We start from the raw sequence: 25,403 nt of genomic DNA, 5'->3' as shown, positions 1-25,403 counted from the left end.
GAAGATTCGCGTTCAATCATGCCTTTTGAAGTGTACGTGCATGTGCCATTTTGCTTGCGTCGATGCGGTTACTGCGATTTTAACACGTATACAGCTCGAGATTTGGGAGAAGGCGCAAGTCGAAGTGGGTACGCGGATGTTGCGATTCGCGAGATGCGTCTTGTAAAAAAGTGGCAAGAATTTCACGGGATTTTCGAGCCTAAAGCGCAATCTGTTTTCTTTGGTGGCGGCACTCCGACTGTTCTTAAAGCGCAAGATTTAGTGCGAATTTTGCGCGAAATCAGCGAATTGTGGGGCATTATGCCTGGTGCAGAAGTCACTACGGAAGCAAACCCAGACACTGCAGACGAGCATTATGTTGAAGAGCTTGCAAAAGGCGGATTTACGCGAATATCTTTTGGAATGCAATCGGCTGTGCCGCATGTGCTAAAAACGCTTGACCGCACGCATACGCCAGAAAACGTAGAGCGCGGAGTTAAGGCGGCGAACGCTTGTGGCTTGCGTTCGAGTGTTGATTTGATTTATGGCGCGCCAGGGGAGAGCATAGATGATTGGCGAAAGTCTGTAGAAATTGCTTTGAGCCTGGGTGTTAATCACGTTTCCGCGTATGCGCTAACGGTGGAGCCGCACACAAAAATGGGTCGCCAAATTGCTGCTGGCACAATTCAAGCGCCAGATGACGATGATGAAGCAGCAAAATACGAGTTGGCAGATAGTCTTTTTAGTTCTGCTGGCCTAGAGTGGTATGAGATTTCTAACTGGGCGCGCCCTGGTTTTGAGTCTCGTCACAATCTTGGATATTGGAAGAACATTGATTGGGCTGGAATTGGCCCTGGAGCGCATTCGCATTACAATTCGGCGAGCGGTCTTAGCAAGCAAAGCATGGATGATTGTGCTGTTTTGGCGGATTCAAGCAAGTTTTACAATCTTAGATCTTGGGATATTTTGCATCCAAAACACTGGGCGCAGGCGATTAATGTAGGAAACGTGCCCTGGCAAAACTACGAGTGTATAAACAGTGAGGACGCGTTAATAGAAGAAGTAATGCTTGGGTTGCGCATTAGGGAAGGGCTTAGTATTGATGAATTGTGCGCAAAGATGCGTAAAGCCAATTGCGAATTTGACGATTCGTATTTGCAAAAAGTGCTAATCGAAGTGTGTAAAGAAGATTTGGCGGTGTTGAACGAAAATCGTATTATTGCCACTCAAAAAGGTCGTTTATTAAACGATTTATTAATCGAAAAAATTGTTGACGCGTGCCAAAATGGCTTAGTTATGCGCTAAAATGATTCGTATTGTGTGAAAATTCAATGTAGAAAGGAATCAATCATGGCAAACCGCAAGGAGCGTAGAGCAAAAGCCAGGCAGAGTCGTAGGGGAATCCCATCTCAATACGATCAAACAAATGGTCGCGGTCGCGGTGGAATGATTGACGAGTACAATTTGCAAGAACATTCAAGAAGACTTCAAGAAAATGGCGTTGATGGATGGAAGCCATCTTCTAGCGTTACGCAAAGCCAGAGTAAGATGGAGCGCAATATTAAGCGCGCTCAGGCTGGAGACGATACGTGGAATGCTGTTCGCAAGGTTATTGGCGTGTGCTCTTGGGCTGTGCTTTTGCTTTCTGCGTTTGCGTTCTTGGTAATTATGTGGCTGCCGAGCCAACCAATGGTGCTTGTTGTAACGATTGCTGTGTTGTTTGCTTTGGGCGTGTTTGGGCTGTTCTTTAGTTTTAGTAACGCTAAGCAAAATCCGCGCCTAGACGAGCACGGCACTGCGATTTAAGTGTATTTAGGTCGATTTAGGTGTGTTTATAAATAAATAAAACTGTTTTTAATAAATTAAGGCGGGCACTTTGGTAACGCAATGTGCTCGCCTTATTTGTTTTTATTTCGATTTGCTATTTCTTAAAAATCTATTCGTTAAATACGTCTGAGTGTGTTCCTGTTCGAGAAAGTACAAGCACTACGTCATCGTTATCTATGCGATATATAAGCAGCCAGTCTGGCTTTACATGGCATTCTCGAAATCCTAAATAGTTTCCTGTAAGTGCGTGGTCGCAGTATCTTTCAGCAAGCTTTTCTTGTTGTGCAATCATTCGCACTACACTATCTAAGAGTCTTATATCGTATCCTCGTTTTTTGATTCTTTTAAGATCTCTTTTGAATGAATTTAATAATACGACTTTTAGGCTCATTTTAGTGCGTCCTCCAATGCTTCGGTAACATTGTCGTAGCGCTTGTACTCTTCTGGATGCGCTTTCATGTAGTCATATTCCTTAAACGCGGCGATTGTTTCTTTATTGTATTTTGGCTGTTTTAAGTCGAATGGGAGCCCTTCTACCATAAGCGATTTGTGTAAGAACATGTTGATTGCATCGCTTAGAGTTATGCCGAAGCTGGCGAATAGTTCTTCTGCTTGTGCTTTAACTTCTTTTGTAACTCGCACGTTAATGCTTGCGGTTTTTGCTGAGGACTTTGCTGGTGTTGCTGTTTCGGTTGCGCTGATTGCCATAATATGCTCCTTGATTTTATACTTATAATTTTTGCTTCTATAAGTGCGTTAGTTTTTTGACTCGTTAATTTTGTTTGTTTTTGATTTGTTTTTCTAGCTTTTCTAGTTTCGCTAGTTTTTCTAGTTTTTGATATTCAGCTATCAACTTTTATTACATTTTACAATGTATTGCAATGTTTTACAATATGCTATAAACGTTTTACAATATATTACGATTGTATTACATTTACTGCCTGCTGCTCTTGTTACAAGATACGCTTTCTTGCAATGTGTGCGCTTATTTAAGTAGCAAGTCCGTAAGGTTAATCGCCTTAATGCCGTCGTAAGAGTTATAGTGTCAAAATTTGTAAAAATTCAAAGTTTTTGAATCTCACGTCAAAAACTTTTAGACGTCTGGGTTAAAATCTTTTTGTGAAGCATAAGCAAGTTTCTGTTTTTATGTGTCTTTGTGCGCTAGTCGTTTGACTAAGCATTTGCATTAGTTGTGATTAATCGCAAGTTAATCGCAGAGCATAAATCTCATAAATAAATTAAGGCGGGCACTTTGGTAACGCAATGTGCTCGCCTCAATTTTTATGTGTTTTATTTCGTGCGCTATGCTTATAGATTATTTTTTGCTTTTTGCAATAAGCGATGTTAATAGCGTTGTTAGCGCGATTGTTGTAATTATAGCCGTTATTGAAAGTGCGAGAGAATTGTCTACGCCTGTTCTTGGCAGTGTATTTTGCATGGCAGTGCCAAGTTTATCTACAACGCCTCTTTTATTTGAATTGGCCGAATCGTTAGTTTGATTTGAATTAGTTGATTCTAGCGATTTTGATTTATTGTCGCGCCTGTTTTGAGCATTAACATTGTTCGATTGATTGCCACTGCTTTTATGATTACTTTCATCTTCTGAGCCATTATCTAAGTCGAGAATTGAACCGCTTTCAGAGTTGTTATTTGGATCCTGTGGATCTTGCGTATCTTGCGTATCCTGCGGATCTTCTGAATCCTCTGGATTTTTGGGATTATCTGGATCTTGAGGATCCTGCGGATTGGAATCCTTAGTGTAAACTGCATACACTTTAATATCGTATATCACATTTGTTGTGCTTAAGAATTTAGCGCCAGTTCCGTCTGCTTTTGTATTCCACTCCTTAAACGTGTAACCCACTTTAGTAGGATTTGCCGGCATAGACTGATTCTCTAAAGAATCGTTTTCAATATTCTTTCCAGCTTCTACTTCAACAGTCGCAATAGTTTTTTCTCCGTTTTTAAATGTTACTTTTCTATGCGCAGAATCTTCTACAGGAATAAACTTCCACGTTCCAACTAAAGTAATGTTTTTATTTACATTTTCAATAGTCGTAACAGGCTCGCCTTGTCCATCAATCTTCCACCCAGCCATTTCGTCAAAAACCCAAGTGCCAGTCATCCTAGTGCCGTCGCCAACTATTTCTGGATCAGGTTCAAACATCTCATTAGTTGTTTTGTGCAAAGTAGAGTTATCGATAGTGATTGACTTTCCTTTATAAACATCAATCGACTTTAAGGCATATTGCTTACCAATATACTCAGGCAACGTTTGGTTAGGGGTACCACTTTCAAACTTAAAATGAATCTTGTACGGAGCTTCTACAGGAATTTTTACGTCTTCGTCGCCAAATTTAACGTTAAAAGGTATAAGCTTGTTCGAGTCGTATGCTCCAAGATTTCTATATACGTAATTGATTTTTCCAGATAGCTCACCTTGCGCTGATCCTTCGATTTTGTAGTGTTTTCCAGCTTGTGCATCGGTGTTAAACCATATTGGAATAAACTTAATATTTATCTCGTCAACTAAATTGTTAATCCTACGTTTAATCTCATCATACGAGTAGGCGTAAGGCTTCATCAGCTGATTGCCTTTGTACCAGTCTTTTAGGTACGCGGTTGCTGTAATAGTATGACCTTCTTCTTTTACATCTTTGAGCGCAAAATCACCAAAATCACCTAAAAGCGTTGTTGGGTCGTTTCTCACTCCGCCATATTTCTTTGGGTAGTGTTTTGATGGGTCGTCAGGAAGTTCTCTACTAGGCGATAACGATATTTCTTTAGGCAACTTAAACGTGAGTTTGATTGATACGTTTAAGTTCGATACGTACACTCTTGAAACATCATTAATCTTTGTTTTTAACCATTTTTCAACATTTTCTAAAGAGGTTTTGAATGGATTGCTGCTAATCTTAGAGCTTATTTCAAGACCATCTCTAGTTATAAGAGGAGAGCTGTAATCTTCGTACGTAACTTTTTGAGCAGTTCCCGATAAAACGAATTTGCCAATTGATGTAATGTTTTCGTTTTTATTGTTTTTTATTAAATCATTGCTGTAAATAAGCTGATTATAATTTTGCTTATCTGCATCAAGAGGATTGCTTATTGTAGATTCACCGCCAAGAAGTGGAATGTTCAGCTCGTGAGTAATATATGTGAATCCGAATCCAGGCACCCAGCTTCCGCTGTTTTTATCTTTTTCGTACAAATCTAAAATACCTGTACCAGTGATGTTTCTATTTTGAACTTGTTCAAGTGAGCTTTTTGTAAACGAAAAATGAGCAGTTAGATTTACGGTTTTGGAATCACGAGAATTATATAATGTTTCCCACGTATTTTCCGCTAAATTAACAATAAGCTTGATTGTATTTTTATGACGAGTAGAAATTTTTGCGCTCGCTAATGCAACTAGTGAAGAGTTATTCTCAACTTTGAAGTCTTTTTTCCATTCAATAGGTTCAGGCAAAGATAGCGAGTAGCTAAAATCAAGCTTAGCTTTTTTGTCTTTACAAGATTCCATTTGTTGCTTAGTTGCTTTAAGAACCTCGTTGAATGGAATATTTAGCGTAAGAGTTCCTGAATAATTAGTAGCATCGCTGCTTTTTGCGTCTACAGCATTGCCCGACGCATTGGTTGCACTGATTTTCAGAGAGGCGTATTTTCCAACTTCTAATAGTGGGCTATTAACGTTTGATCCACCGTAAAATGGCGCAGGAATGTCTTGATTGTTTTGAATATTGTTATTAGTGTTTGCAAACGACGCCCTGGAAAATGTTGTTAATGAAGATACGAACAGCCCCCCCCCCCCAAGGTGAAAATTAGGAAGGAGGTTAGAAATTTTCGTTTCAAAAATAAAATAGCATGCCCGTGTTTCATTGATTGACTTCTCTCCATATAGATGTGCCCAACTACAATACGAGCCAATAGTTTATCATCTCAGCGTTTATTTATGCAATAGTTTATAAGTTCTTTATTCTTATATGCCTTGTGTTGTATGCCTTGCAATGATTGATATTCTATTAAAAAATGTATTGGGTGGCCAAATGGATGAAACAATAGCTTGGGGAGATAAAAGTACAAAATCTAGCAAAGGCTGATTATACGGATAAACTTATAGAACTTGTGCTGAAAGATTGTGCTGAAAGAGAATGATTGAGAAGTTTGTTGTGATTAATCGCAAGTTAATCGCAGAACATAAATCTCATAAATAAACTAAGGCGGGCACTTGTAACGCAATGTGCTCGCCTTATTTGTTTTACGCGCATTTATCTATGCAAATCCTACAAAATGACCATGCAAATCCTCGTCAAATCATGCAAAATAAATTTTTTTGATTGTAAAGTCTCAAGTTGTAAAACTTGCTAATCGATTAATAAATTTTCTTTCATTAACATTTAGTCGCATAAATTATTTCAAATGATTATAATAATATGTCATATATTTTTTATTGAAAATCAGTAATTTTCATAAAATTTTCTAAGATTTTTGAAGATAATAAACAGATTATTCACAGTGTTTTATAAGGGTAAATAATATAGGCTACGTGATTGTACTTGCTGTGTGGCTTATACGATTTTGTGGCTTATACGATTTTGTATGATTTGTGCGGCTTGTACTTAGTACTGATATTAATGATTGAATAACTACGATTTAACTACAAGTGTTCGATGAGGATGGTAGTCAATGACATTTATTTCTCGCGCAATACGCTACGTTTTGAGAAAAAGAGTAAAAACAGCAATAGTGTTTGTAATATTAGCATTGATTTCAACGCTTTTGCTGGCATCTTCTGCAGTTGCGATTGCTGCAGAAAAAGAGGGCAAAAAGGTAGAAGAACAAGCAGAATCTAGTTTTGTTTTAGCAAATAATCCGCAAGTAAATCCTGGAACTCCAAGGGGAGCAGGAACTGTTAAGCCAAGTGATGTTAAAAAAATCGCGTCACTTAAAAACGTTGATTCGTATGTTTTACGTCAAAATGTTACTGCCGATTTAGTTGACGCAAAAGCAGCTAGAATCAAAGGTGTTCAAGACTACGATGCGCGTAGAGAAAAGCAATTCGGCAACGCTGTAAACCTAGAAGGAACAAACTCTTCTAAGGGCTTAAATGCGTTCAAAACAAAGTCAATTCACATGGTTAAAGGTAGAGCTTTGCAAGAATCAGATGAGCATGCTTCCTTAATCCACGAAGATTTAGCAAAACTAAATGGCTTAAAATTAGGGGATTCATTAACGCTCAAAGCAAACCCGTTTGACGCCGATAATCTTAACCACTCTACTGAGCAAGTAAAAACACGCATAGTTGGAATTTACGGCGGAGCTAATAATCGCCCAGTTGCAACGCGTGCAGAATTAACTGCAAATACTGTGTATACAGATTTGAAAACAACAAGAGAGCTTTACAAATATAAGCCTGGAAAAGAGATATATCAGGACGCAAGTTTTAAGGTTAAAAAAGGAGCGGACGCAGACTCTGTGATTGAAGAAGCGTCTAAGCTTCCGATTGATTTGCAAAGCTATCAGATTACTCGAGATGACCAGTTTGTTCAAGGTATGATTGGCGCAGCAAAAGGCGTAAAATCCATGATGAATATAACTGTTGTTGCAGTAAGCACGTTTGCTGTTGTGGCTCTTGGATTGGTTCTTATTCTTTGGATTAATGAGCGTAGAAAAGAAATTGGCGTTCTGACTTCTATTGGCATTAGCAAAGTTTCCCTTGTTTTGCAGCAGCTTTTTGAGCTTGTGTTGCTTGCGATTCCAGCTATTGCAATAGGTTATGGTTTTGCTAGCGCAATATCTCCTTGGTTTAGCGATTGCGCATTAGGTTCGGTAAAAAATTCCGCCGCGCAGCAGCTTAGCTCAATGGGTCAAGCTGGAGGAAACTTGGAATCAAGCATGGCCACTAGAACCTTAGATAAGATTGCTGTTCAAGTTAGCTCCGATTGCTTAATTCAATCGTCATTAATGGTTCTAATGATTATTATTGTTGCGGTTGCGTTGTCTTATCTTCCTATTTTGCGAAAGTCTCCTAGAGATTTGCTTGGAATGCAAAAGTAGTTGGCATGCAAAAGTAGGTGTAAAATGACTCAAATTATAAAAAGATCTTGGCTAGCTATAGTTAGAAAACCAAGACGTAGTGCTATTTTAGCTTTGATTATTACGGTTGTTCTTAGCGCGCTTATTTGCCAAGCGAGTGTTATTGCTTGCGTAAAAAATCTAGAGGATCAAATAACTTCAAACATTGGTTTAGGATTTAGTGTTTACGCAAAAACGCAAGGGCAGACTTTGCCAGAGTCTGATTCTGCTGGCGATTCTGCTGGCGATTCTGCTGGCGATTCTGCTGGCGATTCTGCTGGCGATTCTGCTGGCGATTCAGCCAGTGACTCCGTCAGTGATTCTTCTAAACAATCGCAGCAAGATATTCCTCAAGATTTGCAAAAAAACGAGGGAATTCCCGAAAGTCTTATTGCAAAGTTTAAAAAGATTAGTGGAATAAAAACCATTGCAGAAGAAAAAGATGTTTTAGCAAATCCTGTTAACGCTAAAATCGTAGCGCCAATAAATGGTCCGCGTTTAGACAATGATGAAATGTTCTCGCTTGTTTCAATAACGGGAACAACTAAATCACAGTTAGCGCAGGGATTCCAAGAAGGATTATATAAGCTTGATGAAGGCAATCATATTGATTCTTCGGTTGCTGGCGATTTTAAGCGCGCAAAATCTGCAATAATTCACAAGAGCTTTGCTAAACAAAATAATCTTAAACTTGGATCTGTTTTAACTCTAAAACAAGGCAGCAAAAGCGTTAATCTTAAGGTTGTTGGCATTTTTTCTGGCAAGATGCAAACAAAAGGTGCGCTTCCTTCCGATTCTTCCGAAAATCGCGTAATAACTGATTTAGAATCCGCTTTTTACTTGTTTGGAAGTAAAAATCGCAGTTCTATAAAGTGCGTTATGCAAAATTCAAATAATCTAGAAAAAGCTTTAAAAGAAGCCAATAAAATCGCTAAAGACTATGGCAACGGCATGCTTTCTGTAGAAAATAATGCGCAAAGATTTGCCTACGTTCTTCAATCCGTAAAAACAGTTAAGCAATTAGTAACAATGATTTTAATGTGTCTTGCATTAGTCGGAATCATAGTGCTTGGCTTAGTTCTTGTTTTTTGGGTTCGAGGAAGGATTCACGAAGTTGGCGTTCTAATGGCAATTGGTGTAGAAAAACGTGTTATAGCTTTGCAAATGATTATAGAAGTTTTTATAATATCCGCATTTTGCTCGCTGGCGTCTACTGCGATTAGTGCTGCAATATCGTCTAGTGTTGGATCAGTGCTATTGGAAAATGTTGCAAATGGTGCAATTACATACTCGCCAAATCAGTCTTTGCTAACTGGCCAAACAGCGTTTTCTATTCTTTTAGGATTCGCTATAGCGTTTGCGTCTCTATGCATTGCATTTGTGCCAATAATGCTTAAAAAGCCGCGTTCTATACTCAGCTCAATTAGTTAGAGGAGATTAAAGTGGCGTATTTTTATGCACATAACGCTTGCGATTAGTGAGCAGAACAAGTGAATATGCCGAAGTAAGCATAAAAATAATAAGTAGATTTATAACACAGATTTATAAAAAATATAGATTCATAAAATATAGAGACTAATAGAATATTGGAGTTTATTATGACAACTTTATTAAAACTAAACAACGTTGATTACTCTTATGGAGCGACTCATATTGCGGTTCTTAAAAATGTTAATGCAGATTTTGAAGCTGGGAAAATCTATAGCATAACGGGGCCATCGGGAGCTGGAAAATCCACCATGTTATCTCTTCTAGCTGGTTTAGACTCGCCAACAAGTGGAGCAGTATTGTTTAACGGTCAAGATATTTCCAAGAATGGCGGTTATGCTAATCATCGTAAGAATAATGTTTCCTTAGTTTTTCAGAGTTTTAATCTAATCGACTATTTGACTCCTGTAGAAAACTTGCGTCTTGTTAGCCCAAAGGCGGATTCTACGATTCTTAAAGAGCTGGGTCTTAGTGAAGACGAGTCCACTAGAAATATAACAAAGCTTTCTGGAGGCCAGCAGCAGCGCGTAGCTATTGCGCGAGCGCTTGTATCTTCTGCGCCTGTTATTCTTGCCGATGAGCCAACAGGTAGCTTGGATCCAAACACAACTAAAGAAGTTATAGCAATCTTAAAAGATGCAGCTCATAAACGCGGAAAATGCGTGATTGTTGTAACGCATTCTAGCGATGTTGCGGCTGCTGCAGACGTAAAATATGTTCTTAAAAATAAGCAGCTAATAAAAAAGCAATAAAACATTAATAAAACACTAATTATTAGCCATTTTTCCGTGCTTATGCGTAAAGTAAAACTTGCGTATAAACTTTGCGCATAAGCCGCGTATTTACGCATATACGGGAGGTTGTTGTGGCAGATATTTTAGATTCAAAACCTGTTGTGGCGGTTGTTATGGGCTCTTCTAGCGATTGGGAAACAATGTGCCATGCATGCGAAATCTTAGAAAGATTTAGAGTGCCGTATATGAAGCAAGTTATTTCTGCACATCGCACTCCAGAACTTATGGCAGATTTTGCGCATAGTGCTAGAAAAAACGGTTTTCGCGTGATTATTGCTGGTGCTGGTGGAGCTGCACACTTGCCAGGTATGATTGCTGCTCAAACAACGCTTCCAGTTGTTGGTGTTCCTGTAAAATCCCATGCTCTTTCGGGCTGGGATTCTTTGCTTTCTATAGTGCAAATGCCTGGCGGAATTCCAGTTGCAACAACCGCTGTTGGCAATTCTGGCGCTACAAACGCGGGCTTGCTTGCTGTAAGCATGCTTAGCACAACAGATAGTCGCCTAGAAAAAGAACTTGAAGAATACCGCAAAGAATTAAAAAAGAAGGTTGAGGAATCTAATGCCGAGCTTATGTGAAGCAACTAATGGTGCTGTAAAGTGCTTAATGCCAGGGGCAACTATTGGAATTATAGGCGGCGGTCAGCTTGGTCGCATGATGGCGATTGCTGCTAGAAGAATGGGCTTTAGAATCGGCGTTTTAGACCCAGCGCATAATTGCCCAGTGTTCCAAGTTGCGGATTTTCAAGTTGAAGCAGAATACGACGATTTAGAAGCCTTAAAAAAGCTTGCTAAAAGTTGCGATGTGCTTACGTACGAATTTGAAAACGTAAACGCAGATGCTTTAGATAGTGTGCGCGATTTAGTTGCTGTTCCTCAGGGAACCGACTTATTGCGAGTTACGCAAGACCGTGTTTTTGAAAAAAGCTTTATTAACAATCACGGTATTGAAACTGCTAAATGGTGTGAAGTCAACAATTTAGACGATTTAGATAAAGCAATCGAAGAAATCGGGCTTCCTGCAATTCTTAAAACGCGCAGAGGTGGTTACGATGGCCACGGTCAAGACGTTTTGCGCACTCAAGAAGACGTTGATAATGTTCGTAATCGCTTAGAAAATGGCCAAGAGATGCCGCCTTCTATTCTCGAAGGTTTTGTTGACTTTGCTTTTGAAGCATCAATTCTTGTTTCGGGAAATGGAAGCGAATTTGTGACTTATCCGCTTGTAAAAAACGTGCATCACAATAGCATTTTGCACATGACTTTGGCTCCTGCAAATGTTGATACTAAGATTCAAGAAGATGCGCATAGCTTAGCGCTTAGGTTGGCTCAAGGCTTTAAGCTTGCTGGAACGCTTGGAATAGAGCTGTTTATTACTAAAGATAATCGCGTAGTAGTAAATGAGCTTGCGCCGCGCCCGCATAATTCGGGTCATTACACGATTGAAGCTTGCGATATGGATCAGTTTGAAGCTCATGTTAGAGGCATTGTTGGATGGCCTCTAAAAGAGCCTAAGCTGCTTTCTGCAGCCGTAATGGTTAATGTTTTAGGCCAGCATGTTGCGCCTACTCGCGCTCTTATTGCGGAGCATCCAGAATGGCATGTTCACGATTACGGCAAGGCGGAGATTCGTAAGAATCGCAAAATGGGTCATATTACTGTTCTTTGCAATAATCCTGTTGAGGAAGCCAATATGTTAGACTCTACAGGTTGTTGGGATGACGAGCTTGATTAAAAGTTTTTTGCGGCGAAAGGTTAAATAATGGTTGGTGAGCCAATACGTAGAAACACTAAGCAAAAGGAAACAGTTCTTGAGCATTTAAGAGCTTCGCGTAATTTTGTTTCTGCTCAAAATTTACATCGCGCGCTTGTGGAAGATGGCGAAATCATTGGGCTTGCAACCGTTTATCGCCAGCTTAATACGCTTGCACAAAGCGGAGATGTTGATACTGTGCGTTTTAATGGTCAGCAGCTTTTTAGGATTTGTGACGAAAACACGCATCATCATCATCTTGTGTGCGAAAAGTGCGGCAAAACTGTAGATATAGAGCCTCCAGACGATGAAGGTTGGATTCATAAGATTGCTGAATCTCATGGATACACGGTTATAGACCACACTTTGGAAGTGTTTGGGCTGTGCAAAGATTGCAATAGTGAGAAACTAGAGCACTAAGTTAGAGCGCATAAAACACAGCGCATAAAACAAAAGAACGAGGAACAAATCCAACATTGGGATGTTCCTCGTTCTTGTAAGTCTACGCTTAAAGGTTCAACCTACTCAGTAACAGCCTTCTTAAGCAAAGAACCAGCAGAGATTCTAACACCGTAAGATGCAGGAATCTTAATGGTTTCGCCAGTACGTGGGTTGCGGCCAGTACGCTCTGCGCGCTTTACGCGCTCAGCGGAGAACAGACCAGTGAGCTTCAATCCTTCGCCAGACTGCAAAGCCTCAACGAACACATCCTGGAATGCGTTGACAGCGGCCTCGGCCTGTGCCTTGGTAAGGTTGGACTTCTGAGCGATCTTCGAAACGAGATCAGACTTGTTGTATGCCATACAAGCATCCTTTGTGTTAGGGGCCTTCTCTTCCAAAGACCACTTTCATTCATAGATATTAGTACATTTTCCCTACAAATGCGCGGTTTTTCAGCGTTTTATTAAGATTTTTTTACGATTTTTTACTTTTTTTAGTGAATAAAGTGTATAAAAACCGCAAAAATGCCTTATATAGGCGTATTTATGCGGTTTTTAACTAAATATATTCTTTTTTTAACTCGTTAAATTTACACTAATTTGTTATTAGATTAATCCCTTATTGCTAAGACTTTTCATTGCAAAAGCGCCGATTGGTATTCGTAACCAATAGAACATAAGACGGTAAAGAAGAGTTGCAGATAATGCGATTGTTGGAGGAACGCCAACTGAAGTGAATGCAAAAGTCAAAGATGCTTCAACAGCTCCCAATCCGCCAGGCGTTGGAACAGCAGATCCAGCAGTGTTTGCTACTAAGAACAGAAGGACTGTTTCCCAAGGGTTTGCGTAGTATCCAAATGCCAAAAGAGCAATCCAATATCCTAGTCCTGTTGCAAAAACAAGAATCAAACCGCCCAAAGTGCCGTTAAAAAGCTGTTTTGGTTTAGTTACAAGTTCTTTTATCTGTTTGCCATAATCGGAAAGAATAGGAAGATATTTTTTGCGTATAAATTTGCGAATAGGAGTAATCGCCATAAACGCGCATAGGATTATAGTAACAATTCCTATTACTGTAATAAGCATATGCGTAGGAATCATTCCAGATAGAAGGTTTTTACCAGTAAAAATTCCAACGCTAAATATAACAAGAGCGGTTACTAGCGATTGCAAAAGCCATACTGCGCTTGTAATCGCTGTTGCTTGAGACGTTGAACTACCATTTTTCTTTATAAGTTGCATGTTTACAAACGCAGGCCCTACTCCAGCTGGCATAGACACGGCAGTAAAGCCCGAAGCTGCTTGAGATGTAAATAAAACACCAGCATTTGGCTTTGAATCATCCATAAAAGACCCGAGTGTAATAGAAGACCCAACCCAAGCAAGCATGCTGCACGCAAAGCAAGCAAAGACCATCACGCTATCTGCTTTTTTAAGCGCAAAAATAAATTCTTGCGGATGCCATTGAGTAGCAATAGCCGAAATTGCAGCAATAATGAGGATTAAGCTAACAAAGAATCGAATATTAAAGCGCGCTAAGCGTACAGTGTCGTAGTCTTCTTCGTTGTTAAGAGCGCAAACTTTTTTACTAATCTCATTTTTAAGATCTTCAAAAAGTTTTTTATTGCAAGAAGAAAGTGACCTTGCAGATGCTGGAACAGCTGCTTTTTGAATAAATGGAAGTATTTGCGCAACCTTATATGCGCCCCAAACGTTTATTGCTGACTCAACAGCAGTTTTTGCATCAATGCAAGACGCGATTATTGTTAAAAGTTGAACTTTATCTAAAGCAATATTAGTTGAATCACTAGCAACATCGCCATTTTGCCAACCTGCAATTAGGGGAGTTCCATCTTCTAGTCGCGCAAGCGATTCGGGGCCTATTCTTCTGTGCGTAATACCTCTAGAGTTTGCAATATCAAGATATTGCATAAGTCTTTGAGCATCTTTAGCTGTAAGTGTGTTTAGATTGCAAGGAACAAGAACATTACTAGTATGAAATACCATTATTGATGATTTTTCTAGATCTGTTACCCCATACACGTTTGCTGTTGCAAGATGCAAGTTTCTAAGAGCAAGTAGCATAGAAAGATGGTGGTGTATTGAGTGTCTTGCAGAGCGGTCTCGTCTAACTGGAATGTCAATTAGCTTAACCCATTGCCATAGCTGATTTAGATACCCAGGCAAATGCACTTGATTATCTAATACAGATATAACGTATCTTGTTCCGTGAATATCAATCGCATCGTATAGCCTTGAATTTTCAATCAAATCGTCGTCAAGACTAGACTTAAGAACTCCACTATGGTCGGTTGTTAGTGTTCTTCTATTAAGCTGAACAAGATGCGTAATGCCAATGTTTTCTAGTGCTTCAACAATATCTTTGCCCCACGCTCCTTTGCTTTGTGTTCCCTTAATAAACCGAATTAGTGTTCCAAAAGAGCGCCCAATGCACCAAGATGTTAATGCGCCTGCTAGCGAATGCCAAGAAGTTACGATTAATATTGGAGAAGCAATTAGCAGCGCTTGCCAAGAGAGTTTTACGATTTTGTTATCTCTTCTAGGTCCGCTAACAGTTAGAAAAGCAACCAAAACCGCGTACATGTCTGGCAATAATTCTGTGCCATGACTATTGGAAATCGAATTAAGAGATGCGAATATCGAAGGATTGTTTAGCGTTGTAAGAATGTAGGAAATGTACCATACAAGCGGATACGTTAAAAGCAAAGTTATTGTTGAAAGCGCTGTATTAATCCATTTTTTCGAATCGATCATTGATACGATTACGCCAGCAACAATTGCGATTGTAAGCGCTTGCTGAAAAAGAGAAGACGGCAGTCCTTTTACAATCCACTCAATAATCTTCCCAGCATTTTTTGCATCGTGCTCTACGCCTGCTGTTGTTCCCGAAAAACACGTTGCAAATAACACTACTGCTGTAGCTACGCCAGCAGATACGATTGAGTAAATCAAGTCTGCCCAATTGCGAACTAGCTTAGGCTCAACGTCGTTAATAACTAAATCATCTTTTACTTGCGATTGCATAGTACACCGTTTATTTATTAATAGTTATTAATGTTTAATAAGTTATTGAACAAAATAGTTATTGAATAAAATCCACCAAACGTGATGCAATTCCAGTATAAGATTCTGGAGTAAGATTTTTTAGCCTATTTGCAGTCTGAGCATCGAAGTTTCTAGAAGATATAAAATCTTCAACATCTTGTCTAGAAATACTATGACCACGCATAAGCTCTTTAACTTGCTCGTACGGTTTTTCCATTCCTTCTACGCCAGCAATTTCTTGAGCGCGCATAGCAGTTTGGATTGGCTCTCCAAGAACTTCCCAATTGCTATTAAGCTCTTCGCTCATCATTTGCGTGTTTGGATGAATCGACTTTAAGCCGCCAAGAAGATTGTTCAAAGCAAGAAGAGCGTAGCCAAATGCGGAGCCAACGTTTCTTTGAGTAGTGGAATCTGTTAAATCGCGCTGCCATCGGCTTTCGGTAAGCGTTGCACGAAGTGTGTCGAAAAGTGCGCAAGAAATCTCTAGATTTGCTTCCGCGTTTTCAAATCGAATAGGGTTAACTTTGTGAGGCATTGTGGAAGACCCAGTAGCACCTTTAACAGGAACTTGCACAAAAACGCCGCGAGAAATGTACATCCACACGTCTACAGCAAGATTGTGAAGAATGTGATTAATGTGACTTACAGTGCTATAAAGTTCCGCTTGCCAATCGTGGCTTTCGATTTGCGTTGTAAGAGGATTAAAGCAAAGCCCCATTCTGTTTTCTACGAATTCTTTAGAAACGCTAAGCCAATCAACATTAGGGAAAGCAGCAAGATGAGCACCAAAAGTTCCGGTAGCACCATTTATCTTTCCAAGATACTCTTGGGAGTTAAGGTGTTTTAGCTGGCGATTTAGCCTATAAACAAACACAGCAAGTTCTTTGCCTAAAGTTGTAGGAGTTGCAGGCTGGCCGTGAGTGAGCGATAGCATTGGCATATCTCTATACTCTTGCGCTTTTTGAGTCAAGTAATCAACAATAGCTTGCAAATTTGGCATATACACGTTTTCAACAGCGTTTTTTACGCAACGAGCTATAGAAAGATTGTTTATATCTTCGCTTGTGCAAGCAAAATGAACCAATGTTTTAAGATTGCTAAGCTGGGTTTTATGCCCTAATACTTGCTCTGCTTTGTCTAACTCGTCGTCAATATAGTATTCAACAGCTTTAACGTCGTGATGCGTAACAGCTTCGTGAGCAGCAAGGCGTTTTATGCCTTCTGCTCCAAAGTTTTCTGGGATTGCGCGCAAATAATCGCATTCCTCGTCTGTTAAAGGCTTTACGCCATCTACAATCGTCTTAAAACCGTTTCCTTTATAACCGTTTGCTAGAAGAATCATCCATTCAACTTCTACACGCATGCGCTCGCGATTTAATGCTGGTTCGCTTAAATATTCTACAAGGCTTGCGGTTTGGTTGTGGTATCTTCCATCTAGAGGAGTTAAAGCAATAGCAGGGCAAATATCAGTAAGCTTCATACCTTAAAGGTTACAGCATGGCATGAAACTACTAACTTTTGAGCGTTGCTATTTTACTTTTGTGCTAGTGCTGCATAACTCCTTGCCATAACGTTGTTTCTTCTAATTTTCCGCTTAATATCTTATTAAAATGCGATTCTTGAGTTCTAATTTCTTTAGACGCAAGTTGGTGAGCATCCGCATATGCTGCTTGATGATAGTTCAAATCGTGCGTGAGTGTTCCTTCTTCTGGCACATTTTTTACTAATATTCCGTCTTTTTCAAAAATATTTTTTGGTCTGCGATTTATGTTGCCAATCTTATTACGATTTTGTTTAGAGACATTTTCCTCATCTTCTTTTTTTCTTTTATTTCTATTAACGCTTTTACTTGCAACTGCGTGAATCGTAACCCAATTATTTCTGCTCGGATTACTTGCTCCGTCTAATGTTGGAACAAGTTCATCTTCCATTTCTATGCTCGTAACCCAAGTTTTGCTTGGAATTGCGTGATTTGCTATTGGAGACCCAGCAGTTACAACGTGTTTTATGTTGTATTGTTTTGAATAGTCGCTAGCAATTCCTGCAGCTACAATTCCGCCTTGAGAATGTCCAAGAAGAACAACGCTATCGTTTGGTTTAATGCCGCTTTTCTTCATTGCTTCTACAACCATTCTTGTGCTGTCTGCGTTCATTCTTACGCTTCTAGAACTACTCATAACCTCTGCATTTTGAGGCCATCCAAAAGGAGACTTTGGCTTACCGTCTGTTCCAGGTATTGTAACAAGCCAAGACGTGCTACCGTCTTTTTGCCTAAAACGTTGAATTGCGATTGTTGCAGCATCTGGATTCGTTTTTGGCGGGTGCACAGAAAGATTGCCACTAGAAAGGTTGTTAAGATTTTCAAGCGCTTGACCAATATTATTTCCTTTATAGAGAAATATTTTAGATTGAGCGTTTTTAGGCAAAACTAATTTTGTTACTTTAAGATTGTTCCCTTGGTTCGCATCGTTGATTTTTGAGCTAAACATGCTTAATGCGCTTGCAAAAGTAGAAACTGGTGCTTTTGAATGTTTTACATCGTTCTTTTCTTGAATGCTAGAAAAAAGACGGATAGGGATTCCAGTTACGGGGTTTATTAGAAAATGTTTAGAAAAGCCTCTAATAAATCCTTGCTGAATAGGAGATGTTGCGTGGCTCCACTTAGAAAAGTTTTTCATGCCACTTTTCTGAGTCATGTCTAAAATCGCGCTGAATCCTACGCTTGCAAAGAATGGTACTGCAGTAATAGGGAAGATGGTAGTTCCAATCGAAACAAGGTTATCTAAGGTTTCTCTATTTTTGTATTCTGCTTGAGAATATAAGTTATTTGCTCTGACTATTAGAGTTGCTAATTCACTAAGATTGTTAGACATTGATTCGCATTGGCTTGACTTTATTCTGCATTCGTTAGAATCAGGCAAGTTTTGCAAAGTAGATTGGTAAAAATCTTTGTTAAAACAGTTGTTTTGGTTTTGTACAAGAGCTGCTTTTTGGCTTTCGATTTGCATTGCGGTTTGCATCCAACAAGCACTTAGCGAATGAAAATCGTTTGATAGTTCGCTAAGTCGTGCAGCTTTTGTTCTATACGCGTTAGAATCAGCAACGCTAAGAGGTTCGCCGCCAGTTATTGTGGATTTTACTCTCCAAGGCATTATTTACCTCCATAGTTAAGCATCGATCTAAAAGTAGAATTAGCGTTAAAAAAATCACAGTCAACAAAACTAGTGTTAACGCAGCTTATTTGGCATGCTTGTCTAGCAGTTTTAGCCATCTCTTCGTTAAACGCGTTTGCGGCTCTTCCGTGCCAGTCTTTAAGAGTGTTGGAGTGTGCTTCGCTAAGCACGCTGTTAGAGCATTGTTCTGTTCTTTCTAACAGCCATTGGTAGTTGTTAAATATGTGCATACAAACATTACACACAATGTTTTTCAAATAGTCACGAAAATTCTTGCAATGTGGTTAAAGGCTATAAGCCTTGAAATATAAGGCTTTTGTGTTTTTGATTTATTTTTTATTTTGATTTTATTTTTATCGCAATCTACCAAGGCTTATTACTGGAATCTTCTTTTTTAGAAGACTTAGTTTTTTCATTCTTGTTTGATTCGTCTTTAGTGGAATCATCGCTATTTTGATCTGATTGATTTTGCGAATTTTGGCTAGAATCGCTTTGATTATTTTGCTTTAGCAAGTCTTGAATCTTACTTTTTTGAGAATTGCTTAAGCTTGATTTATTAGATTTTTCTTGCGCTTTGTTAAGCATATTTTTGCGATTATTTTGGCTTGTTTGCGCATTAGAATCCGTATCTTTTTTATCTTGGTTAAGCTGGTTTTGCAAGCTTTTAGTAAGCTCTTTAGATATTATTGCGTTATGATTAATGCTCTTTAATAAGTGTGGCATTAAAATTGTGTAAGGCGATTTTGCTTCGTTAAATTGGTCATCAACTTGCTTTTGAGAAACAACCAACGTTTCTTTATCTGCATCAACCTTCTTCGATGCTTTTATGTTGTTTATAAGACTTTTTGTAGCAGCATTATACGTTGATTCTGCTTTAAGATTAGTTGCAATTAAATAGATTGAGACCATGCATAGAAATATAACAATAGAAGATATTGCAATAATAGAAAATCTTAGGAACGACTTAGGTGTGATTTTGCTAATCATATAAGCTTCCTCGACTTTGTAATCCAGCATGCCAATTCCCAAAGAATTAATACACTTGCAAGAATAGCAAACGGCCAAACGATTGGCTCAGGCCTAAGCCTTGGTTTAACAGTGTTGTTTTGTCTCCATTGCTTAGAAAGAATTTGCTTTGCTTCTATGCCAATAGAATGGTCTTTACTAGAATCAATATATTTTCCGCTAAGCTCGTCTGCAATATTCTTAAGATTTTTTGAATCCATTTTAGATATTCCAGGCTTTTTTGTAGAAGGGTCAATAACCCATTTTTCAGACTGTTTTATAGAAGAATCAGTTACATTAATATCGTCTAAATTATCTAACTTAGTGCTTTTATTTGGTATTTTTCCGCCATTTTTAGAGCCAACACCAATTACGTAAGCATGCTTTATGTAGCCGCGCAAAGATGAGAATGTTCTGCGCTTTCTGCTAGTGGTTTCTTCGCCATCGCTAATCAAATACAAAACAGTAACATCTTGCGGATGAGCGTCGTGAATCGCTTTAGTGGCAAGAAGAGTTTTATCTAAAGGCGCGTCTAAGCTCGTTCCATTTGAAACTCCAATAGGCTCTGTGTTAATAGTGTTAACCCAATTTTCAATGGCATTTGCGTCTGGAGTTAGAGGAACGTCAACACTAGAAGATGCTCCAAATCTGATTGCGCTAAAGCTTGCGTTTGCGTAATTATTCGTTACTTGCTTTATTATTTGCTTTGCGCTGTTAAACCTAGTAGTGAGATTGTTGTTTAAGTCTTTAGAATCATTAACGTTCATAGAACCAGTAACATCTAAAACAAATATTACGTTTGTAGCGTTAAGAGAGCGTTGAAAAGTGCTTTTCATAATGCATGGGCATAATGCGCAAATCGCAAGCAAAACGCATATTAAAACTCTGCGAACACGCATATAAACAGTTTCATCTGTGCTATAAGAGTTGCGTTTTAGAGGGAAAATCTCGAATAGTGCTAAAACAGCAAGAATTGCAATTAAGATTAACGAAATCCAACTAAAATATATTCTCATCGTTTTATCCTTCTTGCAAAAATAAGCCAAAGAGACACAAAAATAACCGCCAAAATTGTTGCAATACTAGGGTCATCGCTTAAAGCTGATTGAGATGAATCATTTGGAACACTTGTATGCTGTTGCTCGATTTTACGAACCAAAGCCATTACAGAATCAGCGTTATGTTGCGTTAAGAAAATGCCTCCGTTTTGAGTAATTAGATCACGCATTTGCCTAGTGGTTGCCTCGTTTTCGCTTTGAGCAGACCCAGAATACAATCCGTCAACTTGAATATTCGCTTGTTTTGTTAAATCCAAAGCTGCTTTAAGCGAATAAGACGGCTTTCCAGAAACAACATTGTCTGTTGCTAAAACAATAGAAGCACTACGATTAAGGCGATTATGAGGCTTTTTAGAATTGTTAGAAGAGCCGTAAACAACTCCAGGAATCATTGCAGCACAACTAACAAGACCATCTCCGATTAAAGACGTTGCTTCTTTTCGATTTTGAGTTCCATCAAGCCATGTAGAAATTTGCTGATACTGCTTTTGTTGCATATTGTCGATTTTGTCTTGAGTTTGAACTCCATCCAAGAGTTTAGAAGCGTATTGCAATTGCTTTTTAACAAGCGAATAATCGTCTGTTAGTGGAAAAACAGTTCTAGACGTTGAGTTAAAAATACTCAAGCCAATGCGCTCGCCTTGAAAATGCTCAACAAATTTTAAGTAAGCGTTAATAACTTCTAAATCGTAGGGAAGAGTGGAGCCAGAAACGTCTAAACAAAGCACAATATCTCTAGAACTCGATTGCTCGTTTGCGTCTAAAACTCTAGAAGGCCTAGAGCTTAGAATTAGCGTGCATAAAAGAGCAAGAGAAAGCATTAACGCGCATATTCTTCGCAAAATATTCCATAATCGCCATCTTCTTGAGCATATGCTTCCTTTAAGGTCTTCGTCTAAAGAAAAAGACGTTAAAAAGCTTGTTTCTAGTATTTTGGAAGATTTAATTTTGTAGTTTTTAGAATTACGTTTTTTAATCTCACTTATTGCAAACGCTGATATTGCAACGATTACGCTTATTAAAACGCCAAAAACAAAGATTAGCGGCCATTTTAATCGCATTGAAAATAGTGTTGAAGCAAATATTTTGCTCATTTCTAAATTAGGTATTGCCAAATTATGCATTGCAAAATTATGTATTGCAAAAGTGCATGTGCTTAAAGTGGAGAATGTCATTTTTTATTCTCCTTTGGCTTATTTTCCTTTGTTTTCCAACTTTCAAGAAGAATAAGAACCCATCTTGCGCCTTGATCAACATCCGTATTTTTAGCTTGATTATTATATTTAGTATCTGCAAATTCAGGAGGGTATAGTGCTGCAATCGTTTGACGCAATAAGTCTGCTCCATGCGTGTTCTTCCAAGAGTTTCTAAACGAACTTATGTCTGAAAGGGTATGTGATTTAATGTTTTCGCCACTGATTATTGAAACGTATTGTCTTGCAATTTGAGCTAATTTTGCAAAAGCTTGATCTTTTTTAATTTTGTTTTGGTTGTATTCAGCTACAACTTGCTCGATTTTTTTACGCCATTCTTGCTTATTTGCATTTAGAATATGAGCAGCATTTTTTACATCTTTTTTAGCATTAACTTTAGGATTGATTTTGCATATAGCAAAGTAGAGCATTGCGCTTGCTAAAAGTGCCACTATTATGCTTAAACCAATAAAAGCAAGTAGCATTGTTTCGTCGTTTAGAACCTTTTGAACATTAAGAATACTCACTGATTACACCAACCCAAACTACTCTAAGAGTAAATCTTGATTCTTCTTAACATTAAAAACGCTATTTTGCAAAGTTGCGTTGCAAATAAATTTAGCTAAAGAATGGAATATTTGGCTGCTGGAAGATCCTCGTATAAGGCAAGCCTTATAAGTGTTTAAGCAATCGTGCAAAGCGTTGTTTACAAATGCTCTATGTGCTTTTACCTCTTTAGCGCATGAATCATCTATTAAAAACGCTGGTATTTTGCGCATAGTTGTTCCATCAACTATTGGAATATTTTTAGACGCGCTAAATGGGTTTACAGGATTTATTGTTACAACTATTAAAGAATGTAAACTTGCGATTTTTTGTAAATCATTAAAATGTTTTTGCAAAATAGCGTATTCGTCCGTAATTATTACGATTAAACTATGTTTTTGCGTAATCGAATTAGCAAAATCAATAATTGCATTTGTGTTTCTAGTCTTTTTGCGTGCATTGCATAGTGAAATATCTAAGCTACGTTCAAAATCAGGAAGATTCCTGCAAGATGGGATTCTTAAAATATTATCTCCATCAAATAAAGCGCAATTAAGCGAATCGTTGCGTTTTAAGCTTAAAGACGCAAAAAAGCATGCTGTGTTAGAAGCAGTCTCATATAAGTACTCATTGCTTTTAGATGCGCAAGAAGCATTCATATTTACGCTAGAATCCACAAGAATCCAAGTTTTAGAAGAAGATTCGCGCTGCCTGGAAGAAACCATCGGCTCGCCAACTCTTGCGCTGGCTTTCCAATTAATCATTCTGGCTTCGTCTCCAGGCTGCCACGCGTGAACGTCTACTAAGTCGCCATTGCCAAATTTTTGACTAGAAGGATGTTCTCCTTCGAAAATGCTTAAAGATTTTTTTGCAAGTGGTAAATTTAGGCGATTGTCCAACACTTCGATTTTTCTTCTAACTTTTTTAGACGAATCGGAGCATAGCAAACTTCTTTTAGCATTATTAGCAAAAAAAGTTGGATGAGAATAAGCGTTAAGCAGTTTTGCAAAAATCATGGTGCAGGAACCGTCTTCACTATTGCATCAATAACTTGATCGCTAGTAATCGAATCCGCTAAAGCTTCAAAAGTCAAAAGAATTCTGTGTCTAAGAACTTCGTGAGCAAACTTTTTAACATCTTCTGGAATAACGTAATCTCTTCCAGAAAGCAAAGCTTGAGCTTGACCAATGCGGATCAAAGCAATAGAAGCTCTAGGGCTTGCTCCCATTCTAACTAGCGAAGAAATAGTTTTAAGAGGATGACTTCCTTGGCCTCTAGAAGTTGCAACAATATCTACAGCATAGTTCATAACAGCTTCCGAAACATGCACTCGCTTAGCAGCTGCGCGCAAAAAAGTAACATCTTGCAAACTTATTTTTTGACTATTAAGCGTTTGAGGATTAAAAACGTCACTTCCTCTGTTTGTTAGAAGCTCTAGCATACTTACTTCTTCGCTAGGCGAAGGATAAGTCATAACTGCTTTAAGCATAAAACGATCCATTTGAGCTTCTGGAAGATTAAATGTGCCTTCTTCTTCAATAGGATTTTGCGTAGCAATAACCATAAAAGGCTGAGGCAGATTAATGCGTTCCCCGCCTATTGTTGTTGCGCCTTCGGCCATTGCTTCTAGCATAGCGGATTGTGTTTTTGCGTTAGAACGATTGATTTCGTCTAAAAGAATCACGTTTGCGTGAATAGGGCCGATTTGTGTGGTAAATCTTTGAGAAGCAAAGTCAAAAACTTGTGTTCCAACTAAGTCTGCTGGCATTAAATCAGGAGTGCATTGAATTCGCTTAAAACTTCCAGACATAGCTGTTGCAAGAGTCTGCGCAGCAGTTGTTTTTGCAAGTCCTGGAACTGATTCAATAAGAATGTGGCCCCCAGCAATAAGCGTCAAAATAAGTGATTCTCTAAGTGAATCTTGGCCTACAAGCGTTTGCGTGAATCTGGAGCGAAGAATGGCAGCTATTTGCTGTGCTTTTTTAATGCTTTCGTTAGACACGCCTGCAGATATTGGCTGATTTACTTCGTCTATTGTGCTAGAAGCAACACCATTAGAAGCAGGTATGCGCGGTTGAGGTGGAAGAGAGAAAACACCAGTATTTTCGCTATTATTTTGACTATTTGGTTGTGGAGGGAATAATGCCATGCGTTTTATTTTAACCGATATGCGCTACCTTAGATGTTTTTAGTTTCTATTTTTGGCAAGTCTTTACTCGTTTTTCTATAAACTCCAGCTTGCTATGTGCTTTAGATTTCTATAAACTCCAGTCAATTGGTGTTGCGCCTAGAGATATTAATGCTTGATTTGCTCTAGAAAATGGCTTTGATCCAAAAAATCCTCTTGAAGCAGAAAGTGGGCTTGGATGAGGGGATTGAATAATTATTGCATTTGTAAGAAGAGGTGCTAGGCTTTGAGCGTTTCTGCCCCAAAGAATAGCCACAAGTGGAAGTGGTTTGCCATTAGCATCTTTACGATTATTTAATGCTGTTATTGCAGCATCTGTGATTTGTTCCCAGCCTTTTCCTTGATGACTATTAGCTTTTCCAGCTTCTACGCTAAGGCATCTGTTCAAAAGCATTACGCCTTGCTTAGTCCAAGGTGTTAAATCGCCATTTTTAGGCATTAGAACGTTTAAGTCGCTAACTAATTCTTTGTAAATATTAGTCAGACTTTTAGGCAACGGTTTAACACGAGCATCTACACAAAAACTAAGACCAACGGGGTGGCCTGGAGTAGGGTATGGGTCTTGGCCAACAATAAGAACTTTTATTTGATTAAATGGAATAGTAAAAGCTCTAAGAATATTATGACTTTCTGGCAAAAATCGCCTTCCGCATGCCATCTCTTCGCGCAAGAAGTCTCCCATTTTGTGGATTTGCGGTTCAACTGGCTCAAGAGCATTTGCCCAATCTGGGTCTATTAGTTCGTGCAAAGATTTTCTATTCTTAATATTCATGATTATCAACTCTAAAACAAGGGCGATAAATCCAAAATCAAATATAAAAA

Annotated in this window: 22 protein-coding genes; 8 read left to right on the top strand and 14 right to left on the bottom strand. The window is 38.7% G+C overall.

The window, feature by feature from the left end; translation table 11 throughout:
* The first annotated feature begins 18 nt into the window (after positions 1 to 18).
* Entirely contained in the window at positions 19 to 1,284 is a 1,266-nt protein-coding gene (gene hemW / locus NYP69_RS02090; RefSeq protein ID WP_473413073.1) for a radical SAM family heme chaperone HemW, read from the top strand.
* Positions 1,285 to 1,329: 45 nt separating this feature from the next.
* The gene (locus NYP69_RS02085) at positions 1,330 to 1,785 is read left to right on the top strand and encodes a tripartite tricarboxylate transporter TctB family protein (protein ID WP_115793901.1); all 456 of its coding nucleotides are present in this window, start codon (positions 1,330 to 1,332) and stop codon (positions 1,783 to 1,785) included.
* 130 nt (positions 1,786 to 1,915) lie between these two features.
* Here NYP69_RS02085 and NYP69_RS02080 read toward each other — a convergent pair whose 3' ends face one another.
* The 3 genes from NYP69_RS02080 to NYP69_RS02070 all read right to left on the bottom strand — a co-directional run bounded on the left by NYP69_RS02080 (position 1,916) and on the right by NYP69_RS02070 (position 5,329).
* The gene (locus NYP69_RS02080; protein WP_473412883.1) at positions 1,916 to 2,197 is read right to left on the bottom strand and encodes a type II toxin-antitoxin system YafQ family toxin; all 282 of its coding nucleotides are present in this window, start codon (positions 2,195 to 2,197) and stop codon (positions 1,916 to 1,918) included.
* The gene (locus tag NYP69_RS02075) at positions 2,194 to 2,514 is read right to left on the bottom strand and encodes a type II toxin-antitoxin system RelB/DinJ family antitoxin (protein ID WP_473412882.1); all 321 of its coding nucleotides are present in this window, start codon (positions 2,512 to 2,514) and stop codon (positions 2,194 to 2,196) included. The genes NYP69_RS02080 and NYP69_RS02075 overlap by 4 nt, the downstream gene beginning before the upstream one ends.
* A 607-nt stretch (positions 2,515 to 3,121) precedes the next feature.
* Positions 3,122 to 5,329, bottom strand: a complete 2,208-nt coding sequence (locus NYP69_RS02070) for an InlB B-repeat-containing protein (RefSeq protein ID WP_473412881.1) — start codon at positions 5,327 to 5,329, stop codon at positions 3,122 to 3,124.
* Positions 5,330 to 6,492: 1,163 nt separating this feature from the next.
* On the opposite strand from NYP69_RS02070, the gene NYP69_RS02065 reads away from it, so the two are divergent.
* The 6 genes from NYP69_RS02065 to NYP69_RS02040 all read left to right on the top strand — a co-directional run bounded on the left by NYP69_RS02065 (position 6,493) and on the right by NYP69_RS02040 (position 12,335).
* A complete protein-coding gene (locus NYP69_RS02065; protein ID WP_004133232.1) occupies positions 6,493 to 7,863 on the top strand; it encodes an ABC transporter permease in 1,371 nt (456 codons plus the stop codon).
* Between the two features lie 24 nt (positions 7,864 to 7,887).
* Complete coding sequence (locus tag NYP69_RS02060) at positions 7,888 to 9,312, top strand: ABC transporter permease (protein WP_473412880.1); 1,425 nt, start codon at positions 7,888 to 7,890, stop codon at positions 9,310 to 9,312.
* A 167-nt stretch (positions 9,313 to 9,479) separates the two neighbouring features.
* Positions 9,480 to 10,121, top strand: a complete 642-nt coding sequence (locus NYP69_RS02055; RefSeq protein WP_004133228.1) for an ABC transporter ATP-binding protein — start codon at positions 9,480 to 9,482, stop codon at positions 10,119 to 10,121.
* Between the two features lie 155 nt (positions 10,122 to 10,276).
* Entirely contained in the window at positions 10,277 to 10,741 is a 465-nt protein-coding gene (gene purE / locus NYP69_RS02050; protein WP_396230290.1) for a 5-(carboxyamino)imidazole ribonucleotide mutase, read from the top strand.
* Positions 10,725 to 11,897 (top strand): 5-(carboxyamino)imidazole ribonucleotide synthase, encoded by a 1,173-nt coding sequence (gene purK / locus NYP69_RS02045; RefSeq protein WP_004133225.1) that lies wholly within the window; start codon positions 10,725 to 10,727, stop codon positions 11,895 to 11,897. Before purE ends, purK begins: the two co-directional genes overlap by 17 nt.
* Before the next feature lie 27 nt (positions 11,898 to 11,924).
* On the top strand, positions 11,925 to 12,335 hold the full coding sequence (locus NYP69_RS02040; protein WP_004130708.1) for a Fur family transcriptional regulator: 411 nt from the start codon (positions 11,925 to 11,927) through the stop codon (positions 12,333 to 12,335).
* 101 nt (positions 12,336 to 12,436) lie between these two features.
* On the opposite strand, the gene NYP69_RS02035 is transcribed toward NYP69_RS02040, so the two are convergent.
* The 11 genes from NYP69_RS02035 to NYP69_RS01985 form a co-directional block, all read right to left on the bottom strand.
* A complete protein-coding gene (locus tag NYP69_RS02035) occupies positions 12,437 to 12,718 on the bottom strand; it encodes an HU family DNA-binding protein (protein ID WP_004112617.1) in 282 nt (93 codons plus the stop codon).
* 243 nt (positions 12,719 to 12,961) lie between these two features.
* Positions 12,962 to 15,397, bottom strand: coding sequence for a lysylphosphatidylglycerol synthase transmembrane domain-containing protein (locus NYP69_RS02030; RefSeq protein WP_004133224.1), 2,436 nt, complete (start codon positions 15,395 to 15,397; stop codon positions 12,962 to 12,964).
* A gap of 58 nt (positions 15,398 to 15,455) precedes the next feature.
* Entirely contained in the window at positions 15,456 to 16,898 is a 1,443-nt protein-coding gene (gene purB / locus NYP69_RS02025) for an adenylosuccinate lyase (RefSeq protein ID WP_473410520.1), read from the bottom strand.
* Between the two features lie 64 nt (positions 16,899 to 16,962).
* A complete protein-coding gene (locus NYP69_RS02020; protein WP_473410519.1) occupies positions 16,963 to 18,570 on the bottom strand; it encodes a PGAP1-like alpha/beta domain-containing protein in 1,608 nt (535 codons plus the stop codon).
* 384 nt (positions 18,571 to 18,954) lie between these two features.
* Complete coding sequence (locus NYP69_RS02015) at positions 18,955 to 19,608, bottom strand: DUF6466 family protein (protein ID WP_018639164.1); 654 nt, start codon at positions 19,606 to 19,608, stop codon at positions 18,955 to 18,957.
* Entirely contained in the window at positions 19,575 to 20,612 is a 1,038-nt protein-coding gene (locus NYP69_RS02010) for a vWA domain-containing protein (protein ID WP_473410518.1), read from the bottom strand. Before NYP69_RS02010 ends, NYP69_RS02015 begins: the two co-directional genes overlap by 34 nt.
* The gene (locus NYP69_RS02005) at positions 20,609 to 21,748 is read right to left on the bottom strand and encodes a vWA domain-containing protein (protein ID WP_415695207.1); all 1,140 of its coding nucleotides are present in this window, start codon (positions 21,746 to 21,748) and stop codon (positions 20,609 to 20,611) included. Before NYP69_RS02005 ends, NYP69_RS02010 begins: the two co-directional genes overlap by 4 nt.
* A 77-nt stretch (positions 21,749 to 21,825) precedes the next feature.
* Positions 21,826 to 22,374 carry a hypothetical protein gene (locus tag NYP69_RS02000; protein WP_102705052.1) on the bottom strand — a complete coding sequence of 183 codons (549 nt, stop codon included), beginning with the start codon at positions 22,372 to 22,374 and terminating at the stop codon, positions 21,826 to 21,828.
* An 18-nt stretch (positions 22,375 to 22,392) separates the two neighbouring features.
* The gene (locus tag NYP69_RS01995) at positions 22,393 to 23,409 is read right to left on the bottom strand and encodes a DUF58 domain-containing protein (RefSeq protein WP_102705053.1); all 1,017 of its coding nucleotides are present in this window, start codon (positions 23,407 to 23,409) and stop codon (positions 22,393 to 22,395) included.
* On the bottom strand, positions 23,406 to 24,542 hold the full coding sequence (locus NYP69_RS01990; RefSeq protein ID WP_180946727.1) for an AAA family ATPase: 1,137 nt from the start codon (positions 24,540 to 24,542) through the stop codon (positions 23,406 to 23,408). Before NYP69_RS01990 ends, NYP69_RS01995 begins: the two co-directional genes overlap by 4 nt.
* A gap of 109 nt (positions 24,543 to 24,651) precedes the next feature.
* Positions 24,652 to 25,353, bottom strand: coding sequence for a uracil-DNA glycosylase (locus NYP69_RS01985; protein ID WP_101896584.1), 702 nt, complete (start codon positions 25,351 to 25,353; stop codon positions 24,652 to 24,654).
* Between the last annotated feature and the right edge of the window lie 50 nt (positions 25,354 to 25,403).

It is taken from the genome of Gardnerella sp. c17Ua_118, from assembly GCF_055804255.1.
This window is presented reverse-complemented; position numbering and strand designations above follow the sequence as displayed.